11 protein-coding genes are annotated in these 13813 nt (G+C 72.8%); 9 read left to right on the top strand and 2 right to left on the bottom strand.

Translation table 11 applies throughout. The features are described from left to right. Positions 1 to 68 precede the first annotated feature (68 nt). The 5 genes from OP04_RS06970 to OP04_RS06950 are packed head-to-tail and all read left to right on the top strand — an operon-like array spanning position 69 to position 5251. Complete coding sequence (locus OP04_RS06970) at positions 69 to 743, top strand: DUF4956 domain-containing protein (protein WP_085066284.1); 675 nt, start codon at positions 69 to 71, stop codon at positions 741 to 743. Next, positions 740 to 1480, top strand: coding sequence for a polyphosphate polymerase domain-containing protein (locus tag OP04_RS06965; RefSeq protein WP_033338714.1), 741 nt, complete (start codon positions 740 to 742; stop codon positions 1478 to 1480). The genes OP04_RS06970 and OP04_RS06965 overlap by 4 nt, the downstream gene beginning before the upstream one ends. Further along, entirely contained in the window at positions 1477 to 3279 is a 1803-nt protein-coding gene (locus OP04_RS06960) for a carbohydrate-binding domain-containing protein (RefSeq protein ID WP_033338713.1), read from the top strand. Before OP04_RS06965 ends, OP04_RS06960 begins: the two co-directional genes overlap by 4 nt. Next, a complete protein-coding gene (locus tag OP04_RS06955; RefSeq protein ID WP_033338712.1) occupies positions 3276 to 4169 on the top strand; it encodes a phosphodiester glycosidase family protein in 894 nt (297 codons plus the stop codon). The genes OP04_RS06960 and OP04_RS06955 overlap by 4 nt, the downstream gene beginning before the upstream one ends. After that, positions 4169 to 5251, top strand: coding sequence for a glycosyltransferase family 2 protein (locus tag OP04_RS06950; RefSeq protein WP_033338711.1), 1083 nt, complete (start codon positions 4169 to 4171; stop codon positions 5249 to 5251). The genes OP04_RS06955 and OP04_RS06950 overlap by 1 nt, the downstream gene beginning before the upstream one ends. An 869-nt stretch (positions 5252 to 6120) precedes the next feature. On the opposite strand, the gene OP04_RS06945 is transcribed toward OP04_RS06950, so the two are convergent. Further along, on the bottom strand, positions 6121 to 6594 hold the full coding sequence (locus tag OP04_RS06945) for a hypothetical protein (protein WP_033338710.1): 474 nt from the start codon (positions 6592 to 6594) through the stop codon (positions 6121 to 6123). 50 nt (positions 6595 to 6644) lie between these two features. Between OP04_RS06945 and OP04_RS06940 the strand changes: the two genes are divergently transcribed. From OP04_RS06940 to OP04_RS06925, 4 genes are all read left to right on the top strand, one after another. Beyond that, positions 6645 to 7460: a helix-turn-helix domain-containing protein gene (locus tag OP04_RS06940; RefSeq protein ID WP_051797220.1), complete on the top strand. Its 816-nt coding sequence runs from the start codon at positions 6645 to 6647 to the stop codon at positions 7458 to 7460. A 98-nt stretch (positions 7461 to 7558) separates the two neighbouring features. Then, positions 7559 to 8389 (top strand): ABC transporter ATP-binding protein, encoded by an 831-nt coding sequence (locus tag OP04_RS06935; RefSeq protein ID WP_033338709.1) that lies wholly within the window; start codon positions 7559 to 7561, stop codon positions 8387 to 8389. Beyond that, positions 8386 to 9444 (top strand): iron-siderophore ABC transporter substrate-binding protein, encoded by a 1059-nt coding sequence (locus tag OP04_RS06930; protein WP_033338708.1) that lies wholly within the window; start codon positions 8386 to 8388, stop codon positions 9442 to 9444. Before OP04_RS06935 ends, OP04_RS06930 begins: the two co-directional genes overlap by 4 nt. Continuing rightward, positions 9441 to 11531 (top strand): iron ABC transporter permease, encoded by a 2091-nt coding sequence (locus OP04_RS06925; RefSeq protein ID WP_033338707.1) that lies wholly within the window; start codon positions 9441 to 9443, stop codon positions 11529 to 11531. The genes OP04_RS06930 and OP04_RS06925 overlap by 4 nt, the downstream gene beginning before the upstream one ends. Before the next feature lie 20 nt (positions 11532 to 11551). On the opposite strand, the gene OP04_RS06920 is transcribed toward OP04_RS06925, so the two are convergent. Beyond that, entirely contained in the window at positions 11552 to 13813 is a 2262-nt protein-coding gene (locus tag OP04_RS06920; protein ID WP_033338706.1) for a S9 family peptidase, read from the bottom strand.

Raw genomic sequence — 13813 nt, 5'->3', positions numbered from 1 at the left:
TCCACAGCCGGCTCCGAGATTCGACGGCCTAAATGAACGAGTCGTGAATCCGAGCTTAAGGACAGGCCGTGCAGCAATTGACCGTCATCGTCGCGGATCTCGTCGCGATCTCAGTGCTGATCTTCGGGATCTACTTCCCGCGCCACCACCGCCGGGACCTGGTCACCGCGTTCCTCGGGGTGAACATCGGCGTCCTCGCGGTCTCCGTGGTGCTCGCCTCGTCGACCGTCGGCGTCGGGCTCGGGCTGGGCCTGTTCGGCGTGCTGTCGATCATCCGCCTGCGCTCGGACGAGATCGCGCAGCACGAGGTCGCCTACTACTTCGCCGCGCTCGCGCTCGGCCTGCTGGCCGGCCTCGGCGGCAGCATCACGCCGCTGACCGGCGCGCTGATGACGCTGATCGTGGCCGCGCTCTTCATCGGCGACCACCCCGCGCTGTTCCGCCGGCACCGCTCGCAGACGCTGCGGCTCGACAGCGCGCACACGGACGAGACCGCGCTGCGCGCCCACCTGGAGACGCTGCTCGGCACGCGCGTCCTGAGCGTCTCGATCAAGAGCGTCGACCTGGTCAACGACACCACGCTCGCGGACGTCCGCTACCTCACCCCACGCCACCCCACGACCCCCGCCCGCGGCGGCCCGGCGGCGGAGACACCCGCCCGCGGCCCGGCGGCACCTTCACCCGCCCGCGGCCCGGCGATCGAGCAGATCCACGAGGTCATGCGGATCGAGACCGGACGATGAGGCCCATCTCGCTGGACGAGCTGGTCGCCCGCGCCGCGCTCCTGCACCGCGTCGACCGCAAGTACATCCTTCCCGCCGCCTGCCTCCCACGCTTCCTCGACGGCCTCGGCGCGGACACCGGCGTGCTGGAGATCGACGGCCTGCGCACGTTCCACTACCGCTCCGACTACCTGGACACGCCCGCGCTCGCCAGTTACCTCGGTGCGGCCCGCCGGCGCCGGCACAGATTCAAGATCAGATTTCGGCGGTACGAGGAGAGCGGCGCCCGCTTCATCGAGGTCAAGACGCGCGGCCGTCGCGGCGGCACCGTCAAGCAGCGCACCCCGCACGACGCCCCGGCGCTCACCGGCACCGGCCTCGCCTACGTCACCTCCGTTCTCTCCGACGCCGGCATCACCGCCGCCGGCCTGCACCTGGAACCCGTGCTCACCACCCGCTATCGCCGCACCACGCTCTTCCTCCCCGGTTCCGGCGCCCGCGTCACCATCGACGAGGGCCTGACCTGGGAACGCCCGGACGGCGACACCCGCCACGTGCCGGACAGCGTCGTGGTCGAGACGAAGTCGCCGGCCGGCGCATCCGAGGCGGACCGCCTGCTCTGGTCGCTCGGACGCCGACCGGCCCCGGTCTCGAAGTACGCCACCGGCATGGCCGCGCTCCACCCGGGCCTGCCCGCGAACCGCTGGCTGCCGGTCCTGCGCAGCCTCGCCCCCACCCCGAAAGGCGCCCGCTCATGAAGATCTCCCGTAAGAAGCTGCTGGCCTCCGTCTCCTCCCTGGTCCTGGCCGCGGCGATGCTGACCGGCTGCTCCACGTCCGAAGCGACGACGACCGCCGCCGCCGACACCGCGTCCTACGTGGACGGATCGATGACCGCGGAGGCCGTGCTCGCCGCGAACAAGGCGGTCCACACCACGAACACCACCACCGACGCCGAAACCGCCGGCATCACGCTCACCGGCGACACCGCCACCATCGACGGCCCCGGCGCCACGGTCGACGGGCAAACGGTCACGATCACGGCCGCCGGCACGTACCGGATCAGCGGCACGCTCACCGACGGCCAGGTCGTCGTCGACGCGGACGGTGCCACGGTCACGCTGATCCTGGACGGCGCCACCATCTCCAGCAGCACCACGGCCGCGATCGCGGTCACCGCGGCCGAACAGGCCGTCATCGTGCTCGCGGACGGCACCACCAGCACGCTCTCGGACGCGAACACCTACGCCGACGACGCCGAGGTCAACGCGGCCCTGTTCAGCGCCGCGGACCTGACCATCGCCGGCACCGGCGCGCTGACCGTCCACGGCAACGGCAACGACGGCATCACCGGCAAGGACGGACTGCTGATCACGGGCGGCACGGTCACGGTCGAGGCGGCCGACGACGGCGTCCGCGGCAAGGACTACCTGTCGATCACCGGCGGCGCGATCACGGTCACGGCCGGCGGCGACGGGCTCAAGGCGGACAACGACACCGACGGGGACTCCGGATACATAGTGATCAGTGCCGGAACGGTCACGATCACCGCGGGCGGTGACGGCGCCGACGCGGTCACCGACCTGGTCGTCACCGGCGGCACGCTCACGGTCGCGTCCGGCGGCGGTCACGGCACCCAGGTCGCGGACGACGCCTCCGCCAAGGGCCTCAAGTCCGGCGTGGTCACGGTGCTCGCGGCCGGCACGATCACGGCCGACGCGGCCGAGGACGCGGTGCACAGCGACGGCTCGGTGCATCTTGCCGGTGCCACGCTGCGCCTGGCGTCCGGCGACGACGGCGTACACGCGGAGAACGCCCTTGTCGTTGATGGCGGCACGGTGGAGGTCACCGCGTCCTACGAGGGCCTCGAAGCCGCGGACATCACGGTCAACGCCGGGAGCGTGCACGTCGTGTCCAGCGACGACGGCCTCAACGCGGCCGGCGGGTCGAGCGCCGGCACCGGCGGCGGCCCCGGCGGAGGCGGCGAGATGGAGGCCGGCGACTATTCCGTCACGGTCACCGGCGGCACGCTGATCATCGACGCGGACGGCGACGGTCTGGACTCCAACGGCAGCGCCACGATCAGCGGCGGCACGGTCGTGGTCAACGGACCCGCGGGCCAGGGTAACGGCGCGCTCGACGTCAACGGCACGCTCACGGTCACCGGCGGCGTGCTGCTCGCGGCCGGCAGCTCCGGCATGGCCGTGGCCCCGACCGCGGACTCCGCGCAGGGCTGGGTGTCCGTCACGTTCGACGCCACGATCGCGGCCGGCACCACGCTGCACGTCGTCTCCTCGGACGGGACCGTGCTCGCCACGTTCACCACGTCGAAACAGATCCAGAACCTGGTCTACTCCGCGCCCGCGATCGTGTCCGGCGAGGCCTACACCGTCTACCGCGGAGGGTCCGCGTCCGGCGCGAACACGGGCGGCCTCGCGGAGTCGGGCGACCCGGGCGCGGCAACGCAGATCGCGACGGCCACCGCGGGCGAGGCGCCGGCCGGCGGCTTCGGCGGCGGCCCCGGCGGTGGCGGCAACCGCGGCGGGCAGCGCAAATGAGCCGCTTCTCCCGACGGGCCCTGCTCGGCGGCGGTCTTCTCGCCGTGGCCGGTGGCACGAGCGCGTGGGCGCTGGACCGATACGTCATCGACCACGTCGAGGTCGCCAACGCGTCCCAGCTCACCGAGCTGGCCGACGTGTCCGGCACCGGCACGGCCACCGCGACCGGCTACACCAGCGGCACCGCCGCCGTCACGATCGAGACGGTCGACACCGGCGACGTGACCTACGTCGTCGCGGACGTCACGCTCACCGACGCCACGATCCTCCGCTCCGCGTTCGCGAACGACCAGTTCGGCGCGAACATCATCGCGAACCCGTCCGAGATCGCGTCCGGTGTCGGCGCGGTCCTCACCATCAACGGTGACTACTACGGTTTCCGCGACACCGGCATCGTGATCCGCAACGGCGTCACGTTCCGCGACCGCGGCGCCCGCCAGGGCCTGGCGATCCTCAGGAACGGCACCGCCCGCCTCTACGACGAGACCGCCACGACCGCGGCCGCGCTGATCGACGAGGGCGTCTGGCACACGCTGTCGTTCGGCCCCGGGCTGGTCAGCGACGGCCGCGTGCTGGACGGCATCGACGCCGTCGAGATCGACACCAACGTCGGCAACCACTCCGTGCAGGGCAACCAGCCGCGCACCGGAATCGGCCTGATCGACACGAACCACTGGCTGCTCGTGGTCGTCGACGGCCGCAGCGACAAGAGCGCCGGCGTCACCATGAGCGGCCTCGCCCGGATCTTCGCCGACCGGGGCGCCTCCGTCGCCTACAACCTGGACGGCGGCGGCTCCTCCACCATGATCTTCAACGGCGCGCTGGTCAACGACCCGCTCGGTCGTGGCAAGGAACGCGGCACCAGCGACATCCTCTACGTGGCCGGCTGATGATCGTCCTGATCCCGGCCTACGAGCCGGACACGCAGCTCATCGACCTGATCATCGCGCTCGCCGGCCACGACGTGGTGGTGGTCGACGACGGCAGCGGCCCCCGGTTCGCCGCCGTCTTCGCCGAGGCCCGCGCGCGGGGCGCCGACGTGTTGACGCACGACCGCAACCGGGGAAAAGGCGCCGCGCTCAAGACCGGTTTCGCGCACATCGCCGCGCACCGTCCCGGTCGCGACGTGGTCTGCGCGGACAGCGACGGCCAGCACCGCCCCGCCGACATCGTGGCCGTCGCCGCGCGCCTCGCGTCCGGCCGGGCCGACCTGGTGCTCGGCGCGCGCCACTTCACCGGCGTGGTGCCGCCGCGCAGCCGCTTCGGCAACGCGGCGACCCGGCTCGTGTTCCGCCTGGCCACCGACCGCGCGCTGACCGACACCCAGACCGGCCTGCGCGCCTACCCGGCCCGCCACCTGCCGTGGCTGTGCACGGTCCCGGGCGCGCGCTTCGAGTACGAACAGCGCCTGCTCCTGCGCGCCGTCCGCGCACGCTGGACCATCGACGAACACCCCATCGCCACCGTCTACCTCGCCGCCAACGCCTCGTCCCACTTCCGCCCGCTGCACGACTCGCTCCGCGTCCTCGGCCCGCTGCTCGCCTACGCGGCGTCGTCCGTGCTCGCCTACGCGGCGTCGTCCCTGCTCGCCTTCACGGTCGACACGGCCCTGTTCCTGCTGCTGGCGACGCTCACCGGCAGCGTGACCGTCCCGGCCGTGACCGCCCGGCTGATCAGCGCCTCCATCAACTTCACCGTCAACCGCCGGTGTGTCTTCGGTCGCGCAGCCCCGCTCGGCCGCGCCCTCCGCCGCTACACGCTGCTCGCCGCCACCACGCTCGCCGCGAACGTGGCCCTGCTGACCACGCTCACCGCCGTCATCCCGTCCGTCCCCACCGCGAAGTTCCTCACCGAGGCACTGCTGCTCACCGCCACCTTCCTCCTCCAGCGCCACCTCGTCTTCACGCCCGCCCCGCCCCCGGGGCCGTCCGCCGAGCGCCCCCGGGACCTGGCCGACGCCGGCATCCGCTGACCGCACCCGACGCTTCGTTCCTGAAGATCAAGATCCAATTCATTGTCCCGCTTCCGATGTGGTGCGGCAGCGTTGCTCCCGCGGGCGCTTGAGCTCGCCTGGGACGGCCCCAGACCCCGACCCTGACGCTCAAGCATGGGGTGACGCGCCGCCCGCTTCACGAAGATCAAGATCCAGGTCATCTTCCCGCTTCCGGCGTGATGCGGCAGCGCTGCTCCCGCGGGCCAACCTCGCCGTGCGCCAAGACTCCGCTGGCGCTCCGCTTGCCTCCCGGCGTCGGAGCCGGTTCCGTCGTGGTCGGGGAAGGCACGCGAGTCACGTCGTGCGCGTGCCGGCCGGGGCGCGTCCCGCGCCCGCGGCCGTACGGTGCCCGCTGCGGTAACTCCTTCAGTGATCGGGGCGTCATCATGTCGTTCCAACGACCGGAGTGACGCCCCCGGCCACGGGACTGGCCCGCCGGACGTGCGTGGACGCCCCGCCCGCCCGCAGGTGCTCGCGTCTCGCGTCTCGCGTGTCGCGTGTCGCGTGTCGCGTGTCGCGTGGCGTCGCGTCTTGTGGCGCGCTCGGCGGTGGTGGTGAGCGCGCGGGCAGGTTTTTGGTGGAAGCCGGTGTGGCGCGGGAGTGGGAGGGAGGAGCGCCAGCGACGACCGGTGCCCGCGGGAGCATGCGGACCGCAACCACCGCGAAGTGGGAAAATCCGCTTTTAAGGCTTTTGGCCTTTGATCTTCCGGATCATGACAAAGCAGCTGGTGGCAAGGCTTGTCCGGAGGCGATCGACTTCTCAGGCGGGGCGCGTGGCGGCCGATGAGGCGACGTCGATCGTGGGGAGGTGGCGGTGTGCCCGGTAGGGGATGGCCGGACGCGCTCGGTCACATGCCTTCGTAGCCTTCGGTGCTCAGCGTGCCGGTGCGCATGACGTGGGGGCGGGTGCCGGGGCGGCGGCGGCCGACCCGCACGCCGTCGTCGCTGACCCGGACGACCAGGCCGGCCACGAAGATCCCGAAGCCGAGCGAGCCGCCCAGGACCGGCCAGCCGTCGAAGCCGTCGATCCGCTGGAACAGCAGCACCGTCGAGACGACCGAGAGTGTGATCCCGGACAGCGCCACCGCCAGCCAGATCCGGCGGCGCCGCACGGTGGAGTGCGCCGACGAGATCCGGTAGGAGATCGTCTCGCCGCAGGTCTCGCAGACGATCTCGCCGGGCGCGGGCGGCTGGCCGCGGCCGGGGCGCACGGCCCGGAACGGCTGCCGCCGGTACTCGCGCTCGACCGAGTTGATGCCGCTCCACCGGGATCGCACGTGGTGCAGCATCTCGCCCGTGACCCGGTTGGTGATCCCGCCCATCCGCACATGGTGTCGGTCGCCCGTGGAATCGGCAACGCTAGGCTCCCGGCATGAGTGCGCCGGACCGTGACGATCTGGGGCTCGGCACGTGGCGGCGGGACTCGGGCACGGTGGTGCGGCGCGGCGGGTCGTGGCCGGTGGGGGATCCGGCGCCGCTGGCGATCGTGTCCGAGTCGGAGCGGCACGCGGTGCCGACGGAGTGGACGCCGCACACGCATCCGATGCACGAGCTGGTGTGGGCGCGCGGCGGCACGCTGACCTCGCGGATCGGGAATCAGATCTTCACCGTGCCGCCCGGGTACGGCATGTGGCTGCCGGCCGGCATCGTGCACGGCGGCCGGGTGACCGCCGACACGGAGCTGTTCTTCGCGTTCTTCGCGCCGGAGCGGACGCCGACCGAGTTCTCCGGGCCGACGCCGATCACGATCACCCCGTTGCTGGACTCGCTGCTGGTCCGGCTGGCGGGCACGGGCCTGGACGACGGCGCGCGGGCGCGGACCGAGGCGGTCGTGTTCGACGTGCTGGAGGCCGCGGACCGCCGGTTCGCGCTGGAGCTGCCGGGGGACCGGCGGATCGACGTGATCGCGGAGGCGCTGCTGGACGACCCGTCGGACGCGCGCGGCCTGACGGAGTGGGCGGCGCAGCTGCGGGTGAGCGACCGGACGATCACCCGGGCGTTCCGGGAGTCGACCGGGTTGTCGTTCGCGCAGTGGCGGCAGGCGTTGCGCATCCATGAGGCGGTGGCGCTGCTGTCCGCGGGCGCGGACGTGCAGGGCGTGTCGGCGCGGCTCGGGTACGCGCATCCGAGCACGTTCATCGCGGCGTTCCGGCGGGTCATGAAGGTGACGCCGGGCAGCCTGTCCTGAATCCTCTATCGGCTGTCCGGAGTACGGGATTGTCGACAATTTGATCATGACTTACCCTCCGTTAGGCAAGGCAATCCTTACTTAGACGGAGCCGACCGATGCCCACCTCAGTCCTGCGCGGCGACCAGCTGGTGCTCCGCTACGGCAGAACCACCGTGGTCCACGGCGTCTCCGCGGTGCTCACGCCCGGCCGGGTGACCGCGCTGGTCGGGCCGAACGGCAGCGGGAAGTCCACGCTGCTGCGCGCGCTCGCCCGCCTGCACCACGTCGACGGCGGCGGCGTGCACCTGGGCGAACGGCCGGTGTCGTCGCTGACCGTGCGCCAGTTCGCGCGCGAGGTCACGCTGTTCACCCAGGCGCGCCAGGCCCCGCACGGGCTGACCGTGAACGAGGTCGTCTGGTTCGGCCGCCACCCGCACCGGCGCCGCTTCGCCGGGCCGTCCACCGAGGACCGGGGCGCGATCGACCGCGCGATGCGGGCCACCGGCATCGAGGACAAGGCCGAGCGGCCGGTCGGCGAGCTGTCCGGCGGCGAGATGCAGCGCGTGTGGCTCGCCGCCTGCCTCGCCCAGGAGACCGGCGTCGTGCTCCTCGACGAACCCACCAACCACCTCGACCTGCGCTACCAGATCGAGACGCTCGACCTGGTCCGCGACCTCGCCGGCGAACGCGGCGCCGCGGTCGGGATCGTGCTGCACGACCTCGACCACGCCGCCCGGGTCGCCGACACGGTCGTGCTCCTGCACCGGGGGCGCATCCACGCCGCAGGCGACCCGCTCGACGTGCTCACGGCCGGGAACCTCAGCGAGGTGTACGGCCTGCGCGTCGACGTCGGGACCGACCCCCGGACCGGGCGCCTGCGCATCGACCCCGTCGGACGGCATCCCGTCCGGAACCTCCACACCACCCCGAAAGAGAAGATCGCATGATGTTCGTCCATCGCCGCGCGGCCGGCGCCGCCACGCTCGCCGCCATCGCCCTGGCGCTCACGGCCTGCGGCACCACGGACGTCGACGACGTCGCCGCCGCCCCGTCCGCCCCCACGTCCCAGTCCTGCGCCGAGGACACCACGACCACCTCGACCGGCCCGGTGTCGATGACGGACGGCATCGGCCGGAAGATCGAGCTCGCCAAGCCGGCCCAGCGCGTCGCCACGCTGGAGTGGCAGCAGACCGAGGATCTGCTCACGCTGTGCCTGAGCCCGGTCGCGGTCGCCGACCCCGCCGGCTACACCCAGTACGTGGCCGCGGAGAAGCTGCCCGCGGGCACGGCCGGCGCCGGCGACCGCGGTGAGCCGGACCTCGACGCGCTCTTCGCCACGAACCCGGACCTGATCATCATGGAGGTCTACCAGAAGGACGACGAGCTGCTGGCCAAGCTGGAGCAGCGCGGCGTGCCGGTGCTGGCCACGGTCGGGGCCGACGCGTCGGGGCAGATCGACAACATGAAGAACGTCTTCTCCATGATCGGTACGGCCACCGGGCGCACCGAGCGGGCGGACCTGGTGCTGAAGCACTTCGACGAGGCGTTCGCGGCCGGGAAGAAGAAGATCGCGGACGCCGGCGTACCCGCGACGACGTTCCTGTTCTTCGACGGCTGGATCGAGGGCGGCAACGTGGTGATCCGCCCCTACGGCAAGGGCGCGCTGTTCACCGAGATCGGCGAGCAGCTCGGCATGACCTCGGCCTGGACCGACGAGATCAACACGGCCTACGGCAGCGGCGGCGTCGACCCCTCGTACGGCCTCGCGCAGACCGACATCGAGGGACTGACCGCGGTCGGCGGCGCGACGCTGTTCTACGCCAACGACGGCACCGCGGACAACTACCTCACGGAGCTGACCAAGAGCCCGATCTGGAACGCGCTGCCGGCCGTCAAGGAGGGCCGCGCGCACTCGTTCCCGAACAGCGTCTGGGGCGCCGGCGGCCCGAAGTCCAACGAACAGGCGATCGACGCCTACGTGAACATCCTGACCTCGAAGTGAGCGACACCCCCGCACCGCGGCCGCTGCCCTCGATCGGGCTCGGCCGCGGCGCGAGCGGGGCGGCCGTGCTGGTCGTCCTGCTCGCCGTCGTCACCGTGACCGGGCTGTGGCACCTGACCCAGGGCACCTCCGGCGTCGGCTTCCGGGACCTGCTGCGGTACCTGCTCGGCGCGCGCGAACAGGTCGGCGGCGTCCCCGTCGAGGACGTGCTCACCGGCTCCCGCCTGCCCCGCGTGCTCGCCGGCGTCGCGGTCGGCGTGGCGCTCGGCACGGCCGGCGCGCTGCTCCAGTCGATCACCCGCAACCCGCTGGCCTCGCCGGACACGCTCGCGGTCACGGCCGGCGCCTACCTCGCGCTGACCGCGTTCGCCGCGGCCGGCATCGCGATCCCGCTGTGGGCGTCCGGCGCCGTGGCCTTCGCCGGCGGCCTGCTCGCGGCCGGACTCGTGCTCGGCCTGGTCGGCGCCGCCTCCGGTGCCGCCTCGACCCGGCTCATCCTGGCCGGCTCCGCGGTCGCGATGGCGCTCGACGCCGCGACCGCGATGACCCTGATCCTGTTCAAGGAGGGTACGACCGGCCTGTACGCCTGGGGCAGCGGCTCGCTCGCCCAGCTCAACCTGGACGCCGCCACCCGCGCCGCCCCGGTCATCGCGCTCGGCCTCGTCGTCGCACTGCTGCTGGCCCGGCGGCTCGACGTGCTCGGGCTCGGTGACGACGCGGCCGCCTCACTCGGCGTACCGGTGCGGGCCACCAGGATCCTGACCGTGCTCGCCGCCGTCACGCTCACCGCGATCTCGGTGACGCTCGCCGGCCCGCTCGCGTTCGTCGGACTCGCCGCGCCCGTGGCCGTCCGCCTCGCGGCCGGACGGATCGGCGTGCTGAGCCGGCACGCGTTCCTGATCCCGGCCTGCGGCCTCGCCGGCGCGCTCCTGGTGCTGCTGGCCGACGTGGTGCTCCGGGCGGTCCTGGGCGCGCAGGCCGCCGCCTCGATCCCCACCGGCATCCCGACCTCGCTGCTCGGCGCCGTGGTCATCGTGATCCTCGCGTTGCGCCTGCGGGACCTGGGCACGGCGCCGCGCGCTCAGGTCGCGGTCCGGTCGTACCCCCGGTTCCTCGCGGTGGTGATCGTCGCCGCCGTCCTGCTCGCCGCCACCGTACTGGTCGGCCTGCTGGCCGGCAGCCTGTGGCTGCGTACCGGCGACCTCGCGCTCTGGCTCCAGGGCACCGCCCCGGACCTGATCGCCCGTGCGCTCGACGACCGCGCACCACGCGTCGCCGCGGCCGTCACCGCCGGCGCCGCGCTCGCGCTCGCCGGCACCGTCGTGCAGGGCACCGTGCGCAACCCGCTGGCCGAGCCCGGCATCCTCGGCATCACCGCCGGTGCCGGGCTCGGCGCCGTGATCGTGGTGACCTCCGGCCTGCCCCTGCCCCTGCTCGTGGTGGCGGCCGTCGTCACCGGCCTCGCCACGTTCGCGCTGATCGCGTTGCTGTCCTGCCGCGGGGGCTTCCTTCCCGACCGGTTCCTGCTGATCGGCATCGGGTGCGGATACGCGCTCAGCAGCACCAGCACGTTCCTGCTGCTGCGCGCGGACCCGTACGACACGCCACGCATCTTCACCTGGCTCTCCGGCACCACCTACGGCCGCACGTTCGACGACGTGCTGCCCGTCGCGATCGTGCTCCTGATCGCGACCCCGTGCGTCGCCGCGATGCGCCGGCAACTCGACCTGCTCGCCGTCGACGAGGACACACCCCAGATCTTCGGGGTACGCCGCGAGCGCACCCGCCTGCTCCTGCTGACCATCGCCGCCACGCTGGCCGCGGTCAGCGTCATCGCGGTCGGCGTGGTCAGCTTCGTCGGCCTCGTCGCCCCGCACCTGGCCCGCGCGCTCACCGGCGTCCGCCACGCCCGCGTCATCCCGGCCGCCATGCTCCTCGGCGCCCTGCTCGTCGCCGCCGCCGACACCCTGGGCCGGACCCTCATCGCCCCGTCCCAGATTCCCGCCGGCCTGATGATGGCCCTGCTCGGCGCCCCCTACTTCATCTGGCTCCTCCACCGCTCCCGCACCTCCGCCGGCGGCCGTTGACCGCGGGGCAGGGAACGAGGTCAGGCGAAGAGTTCGCTCAGCAGGTCGGGGTCGATGGGGACGGGGGAGGGGCGGTAGGCCGGCGGGTCGATGCCCAGGAGGTGGCGGACCAGGAAGTCCCAGGCGCGGGCGCGGACGTAGGGGATGGAGGTGATGAAGAGGTGCTCGGCGCCGGGCACGATGAGCAGGTCGAAGTCCTTGCCGGCGGCGATCAGGCGGTCGGCGAGCCGGAGCGTCTGGTCGGGGTGCACGGTGTCGTCCAGACCGCCGTGGATGAGCAACAGCCTGCCGGACAAGCGATCCGCCAGGTCCAGATTGGACGAGCGCGCCCACGCGGCCGGATCGCCCGCACCGTCGTAGGCCTCCACGAAGTCCAGGGAGAACGTCGGCGCGTCGTGGGAGCCGGCCATGGCCACGCCGACGGTGTAGACCTCGGGGAAGTCGAGCATCGCCCGCACGGTGGCGAAGCCGCCGCCGGAGTGCCCGAACGCGGCGACCCGTCCCAGGTCCATCCACGGCCGCGTCCCGGCCAGCTGCCGCAGCGCGGCCACGTGGTCGTCCAGTCCGCCGGCGGCGGCCAGCACCGTGTCGTGGAACGCCTTGCTGCGGCCCGGTGTGCCGCGCCCGTCGACCGCGATGACCACGAAACCCAGCGCTGCCAGCGGCTCCGCGTCCAGGCCCATGCCGCCGGCGTCGAAGGTGGGCGCGACGCGGTTGACCTGCGGGCCGGGATAGAGCGTGTCCACGACGGGATAGCGCTGCGCGGGGTCGAAGCCGTGCGGCCGGTACAGCACGCCGTAGATGTCGGTCACGCCGTCCGCGGCCTTGACACAGAAGCGTTCCGGCGGCGTCCATCCGAGGCCGGCGAGCTTGCTGACGTCCGCGCGCTCCAGCTCCACCAGGACCCGGCCGTCCCAGTCCCGGACGGTCGTGACCGGCGGCGTGTCCACAGCGGACGCGGAGTCCACGAAGAACCCCTCGCCGACGGTGGCGACGTGGTCGAGCCCATCGTCGGTGAGCTTCGTGAAGCCGGTACCGTCGAGGCCGATGCGGCAGATCGTGCGACGGTACGGGTCGGACTGCACCAGCCCGGACGCCACGAAGTACACCACCCGGGCGGACGGGTCGACGTGCAGGATCTGCCGGACCGCCCACGCGCCGGACGTGATCTGCCCGTGCAGCGCGCCGGTCGCCAGCGAGTACCGGTACAGGTGCCCCCAGCCGTCGCGCTGCGAGTACCAGAGCACGTCGTCGCCGCTCACCCGCACGATCGGTGGCTCGTAGCCCCGCTGGTTCGGCTCGACGCGTGTCGCGCCCGATTCGCTCAGGACCGTGGTGACCTCGCCGGTGGTCGCGTCGAGGCGGTGCAGCGACAGCGTGCGCCGGTCACGTGGGCGATCGAGGTAGTAGACGGCCGTGCTGTCCTCGGCCCACCACGCCCAGCGGCTCGCGATCGGCGACATCAGCGGCATGTCCAGCGGCGCGGTCCTGGCGTGCACGGTCGTACCCGTGGCAAGGTCGAGGATCAGCAACTCCGCCTTCGGCAACACCGCATCCCCGGGGTACGCGAAGCGCTGACCACGCAGCTCGGGCGCGCCGCCGCCGGCCGGAGCGGCGTCGAGCAGATGGGTCCGCCGCACGTCGCGCTCGTCCGTGCGGTGGGTGAGCACCTTCGTCGAGTCCGGCGACCAGGCGAGCGTCGGCGGCAGGTGCGGGATGCCGAACGTGCGCAGCAGGCTGGCGTTCCCGAGCGCCTCCGGCCCGGTGCCGTAGCCGTAGGCGGGCGCGCCGTCCGTGGTGAGGGCCCACTCAGGACCGTCCGGCAGCGATTGTGCCCACAGGTCGTGCCCGCGCCGCGACACCGCGGTCTTCCCGTCCGGTGACGGCACCGCGAGCGGGTTGCCGACCGGCGGTGCCTCGATGCGCGCGCAGGTGTATTCGCCGAGGTGGCAGCGCCAGCGCTCGCCGAACGCGTCGAACTCGATCGCGTTCCCGGCGACCACGATGCTCCGGAACGGCAGCGCGGCCGCGTCGACCGGTGCTCCGGCCGCCGCCGCGAGCGCGACGGCGAGCCGGTCGTGGTCGAACGCGGGTGACCGCGTCCCGGCGGCCGGGTCGGCGAGCATGAACCGCTTGCCGGTGCCGGTGTGCACGCCGTACCAGAAGCGGCTTCCGCCGTCGATCCACTGTGGGCTTATCCGGTCGCCGACGACGAGCTCGCCGGGGCGGGCGGCGCGGCGGAGCAGCTTCTCCGCGGCCTGGTAGTTCCGAGTCGTACCCAT

The organism is Catenuloplanes japonicus, assembly GCF_000717135.1.
GTDB classification, from domain to species: Bacteria; Actinomycetota; Actinomycetes; order Mycobacteriales; family Micromonosporaceae; genus Catenuloplanes; species Catenuloplanes japonicus.
The sequence above is the reverse complement of the archived record's forward strand: the minus strand, read 5'-3'. Positions and strand labels throughout refer to the sequence as shown.

What these genes read in the sequence shown, in the direction of transcription:
- OP04_RS06930 (WP_033338708.1), top strand. Translation starts at nt 8,386, where the DNA reads ATGATGTTCGTCCATCGCCGCGCGGCCGGCGCCGCCACGCTCGCCGCC.
- OP04_RS06945 (WP_033338710.1), bottom strand. Translation starts at nt 6,594, where the DNA reads ATGGGCGGGATCACCAACCGGGTCACGGGCGAGATGCTGCACCACGTG.
- OP04_RS06955 (WP_033338712.1), top strand. Translation starts at nt 3,276, where the DNA reads ATGAGCCGCTTCTCCCGACGGGCCCTGCTCGGCGGCGGTCTTCTCGCC.
- OP04_RS06920 (WP_033338706.1), bottom strand. Translation starts at nt 13,813, where the DNA reads ATGGGTACGACTCGGAACTACCAGGCCGCGGAGAAGCTGCTCCGCCGC.
- OP04_RS06935 (WP_033338709.1), top strand. Translation starts at nt 7,559, where the DNA reads ATGCCCACCTCAGTCCTGCGCGGCGACCAGCTGGTGCTCCGCTACGGC.
- OP04_RS06950 (WP_033338711.1), top strand. Translation starts at nt 4,169, where the DNA reads ATGATCGTCCTGATCCCGGCCTACGAGCCGGACACGCAGCTCATCGAC.
- OP04_RS06965 (WP_033338714.1), top strand. Translation starts at nt 740, where the DNA reads ATGAGGCCCATCTCGCTGGACGAGCTGGTCGCCCGCGCCGCGCTCCTG.
- OP04_RS06960 (WP_033338713.1), top strand. Translation starts at nt 1,477, where the DNA reads ATGAAGATCTCCCGTAAGAAGCTGCTGGCCTCCGTCTCCTCCCTGGTC.
- OP04_RS06940 (WP_051797220.1), top strand. Translation starts at nt 6,645, where the DNA reads ATGAGTGCGCCGGACCGTGACGATCTGGGGCTCGGCACGTGGCGGCGG.